This is a genomic window from Photobacterium chitinilyticum (assembly GCF_004104355.1).
GTDB classification, from domain to species: Bacteria; Pseudomonadota; Gammaproteobacteria; order Enterobacterales; family Vibrionaceae; genus Photobacterium; species Photobacterium chitinilyticum.
Window position 1 is genome coordinate 1 of sequence record NZ_RJLM01000036.1, and the last position, 3,143, is coordinate 3,143.

Consider the following 3,143-nt stretch of genomic DNA (forward strand, 5'->3'; position numbering starts at 1 on the left):
ACCTCTTGGGGTTGTATGGTTAAGTGACTAAGCGTACACGGTGGATGCCTTGGCAGTCAGAGGCGACGAAGGACGTATTAACTTGCGATAAGCCCAGTTTAGATAGTAAAAATCACTTGAGACTGGGATTTCCGAATGGGGAAACCCACCTGCACAAGCAGGTATCGTTAYGTGAATACATAGCRTRRCGAGGCGAACCGGGGGAACTGAAACATCTAAGTACCCCGAGGAACAGAAATCAACCGAGATTCCGGCAGTAGCGGCGAGCGAAMCCGGATTAGCCCTTAAGCTAGTTGMRTRTTAGGCGAATGTGCTGGAAAGCACAGCAGCAAAGGGTGATAGCCCCGTAGCCGACARYGCGCTTYWAGTGAAATCGAGTAGGACGGGACACGTGATATCCTGTCTGAACATGGGGGGACCATCCTCCAAGGCTAAATACTCCTGACTGACCGATAGTGAACCAGTACCGTGAGGGAAAGGCGAAAAGAACCCCTGTGAGGGGAGTGAAACAGAACCTGAAACCGTGTACGTACAAGCAGTAGGAGCMCMYTYGTKGKGTGACTGCGTACCTTTTGTATAATGGGTCAGCGACTTAATTTTAGTAGCAAGGTTAACCGTATAGGGGAGCCGTAGGGAAACCGAGTCTTAACTGGGCGTRCAGTTGCTAGGATTAGACCCGAAACCAGGTGATCTAGCCATGGGCAGGTTGAAGGTGAGGTAACACTTACTGGAGGACCGAACCGACTAATGTTGAAAAATTAGCGGATGACTTGTGGCTAGGGGTGAAAGGCCAATCAAACCTGGAGATAGCTGGTTCTCCCCGAAAGCTATTTAGGTAGCGCCTCGGACGAATACTACTGGGGGTAGAGCACTGTTAAGGCTAGGGGGTCATCCCGACTTACCAACCCTTTGCAAACTCCGAATACCAGTAAGTACTATCCGGGAGACACACGGCGGGTGCTAACGTCCGTCGTGGAGAGGGAAACAACCCAGACCGCCAGCTAAGGTCCCAAAGTTATAGCTAAGTGGGAAACGATGTGGGAAGGCTCAGACAGCCAGGATGTTGGCTTAGAAGCAGCCATCATTTAAAGAAAGCGTAATAGCTCACTGGTCGAGTCGGCCTGCGCGGAAGATTTAACGGGGCTAAGCTATACACCGAAGCTGCGGCAATATGACTTGTCATATTGGGTAGGGGAGCGTTCTGTAAGCCGTTGAAGGTGWRTCGTAAGGYWTGCTGGAGGTATCAGAAGTGCGAATGCTGACATGAGTAACGATAAAGGGAGTGAAAAACTCCCTCGCCGGAAGATCAAGGGTTCCTGTCCAACGTTAATCGGGGCAGGGTAAGTCGACCCCTAAGGCGAGGCCGAAAGGCGTAGTCGATGGGAAACGGGTTAATATTCCCGTACTGCTTATAACTGCGATGGGGGGACGGAGAAGGCTAGGTGGGCTTGGCGACGGTCGTCCAAGTTCAAGGGTGTAGGCTGATGGTTTAGGTAAATCCGGACYATCYYAAGGCTGAGACCCGATGTCGAGCCGCTACGGCGGTGAAGTCATTGATGCCATGCTTCCGGGAAAAGCCTCTAAGCGACAGGTTATAAGGAATCGTACCCCAAACCGACACAGGTGATCAGGTAGAGAATACCAAGGCGCTTGAGAGAACTCGGGTGAAGGAACTAGGCAAAATGGTACCGTAACTTCGGGAGAAGGTACGCTSCYGGCGGTGACGASACTTGCTCWCTCAGCTRCTGGSAGTCGCAGATACCAGGTGGCTGCAACTGTTTATTAAAAACACAGCACTGTGCAAAATCGAAAGATGACGTATACGGTGTGACGCCTGCCCGGTGCCGGAAGGTTAATTGATGGGGTTATACTTTTGTAGAAGCTCTTGATCGAAGCCCCGGTAAACGGCGGCCGTAACTATAACGGTCCTAAGGTAGCGAAATTCCTTGTCGGGTAAGTTCCGACCTGCACGAATGGCGTAATGATGGCCACGCTGTCTCCACCCGAGACTCAGTGAAATTGAAATCGCAGTGAAGATGCTGTGTACCCGCGGCTAGACGGAAAGACCCCGTGAACCTTTACTACAGCTTGGCACTGAACATTGACCCTACATGTGTAGGATAGGTGGGAGGCTTCGAAGCGCAGTCGCTAGATTGYGTGGAGCCGTCCTTGAAATACCACCCTTGTATGCTTGATGTTCTAACGTCGSYCCCTWATCGGGRKTGCGGACAGTGCCTGGTGGGTAGTTTGACTGGGGCGGTCTCCTCCCAAAGAGTAACGGAGGAGCACGAAGGTGGGCTAATCACGGTCGGACATCGTGAGGTTAGTGCAATGGCATAAGCCCGCTTGACTGCGAGAATGACAATTCGAGCAGGTGCGAAAGCAGGTCATAGTGATCCGGTGGTTCTGAATGGAAGGGCCATCGCTCAACGGATAAAAGGTACTCCGGGGATAACAGGCTGATACCGCCCAAGAGTTCATATCGACGGCGGTGTTTGGCACCTCGATGTCGGCTCATCACATCCTGGGGCTGAAGTCGGTCCCAAGGGTATGGCTGTTCGCCATTTAAAGTGGTACGCGAGCTGGGTTTAGAACGTCGTGAGACAGTTCGGTCCCTATCTGCCGTGGGCGTTGGATGATTGAAGGGGGCTGCTCCTAGTACGAGAGGACCGGAGTGGACGAACCTCTGGTGTTCGGGTTGTCACGCCAGTGGCATTGCCCGGTAGCTAAGTTCGGAATCGATAAGCGCTGAAAGCATCTAAGCGCGAAGCGAGCCCTGAGATGAGTCATCCCTGATACTWTAMGTATCCTGAAGGGTTGTCGGAGACTACGACGTAGATAGGCAGGGTGTGTAAGTGCTGCGAGGCATTGAGCTAACCTGTACTAATTGCCCGAGAGGCTTAACCATACAACACCCAAGGGGTTTTACGGACTCCAYRARCACTTGAATGGTGTTTGGAACTCRACTAGTTAACTTTCCCAGATTGCTATTTGCTGCCTGACGGCGGTGAATAAACCAGAATTTGCTTGGCGACCATAGCATTATGGACCCACCTGATCCCATGCCGAACTCAGYAGTGAAACGTAATAGCGCCGATGGTAGTGTGGGGTCTCCCCATGTGAGAGTAGGACATCGCCAGGCT

Annotated in this window: 2 rRNA genes; both read left to right on the forward strand. The window is 52.2% G+C overall.

From position 1 onward, the window contains the following. Positions 1 to 17 precede the first annotated feature (17 nt). Positions 18 to 2,908: ribosomal RNA gene (locus EDI28_RS25415) — 23S ribosomal RNA — on the forward strand. Between the two features lie 118 nt (positions 2,909 to 3,026). Continuing rightward, positions 3,027 to 3,142: ribosomal RNA gene (rrf, locus tag EDI28_RS25420) — 5S ribosomal RNA — on the forward strand. The last annotated feature ends 1 nt before the right edge of the window (position 3,143 follow it).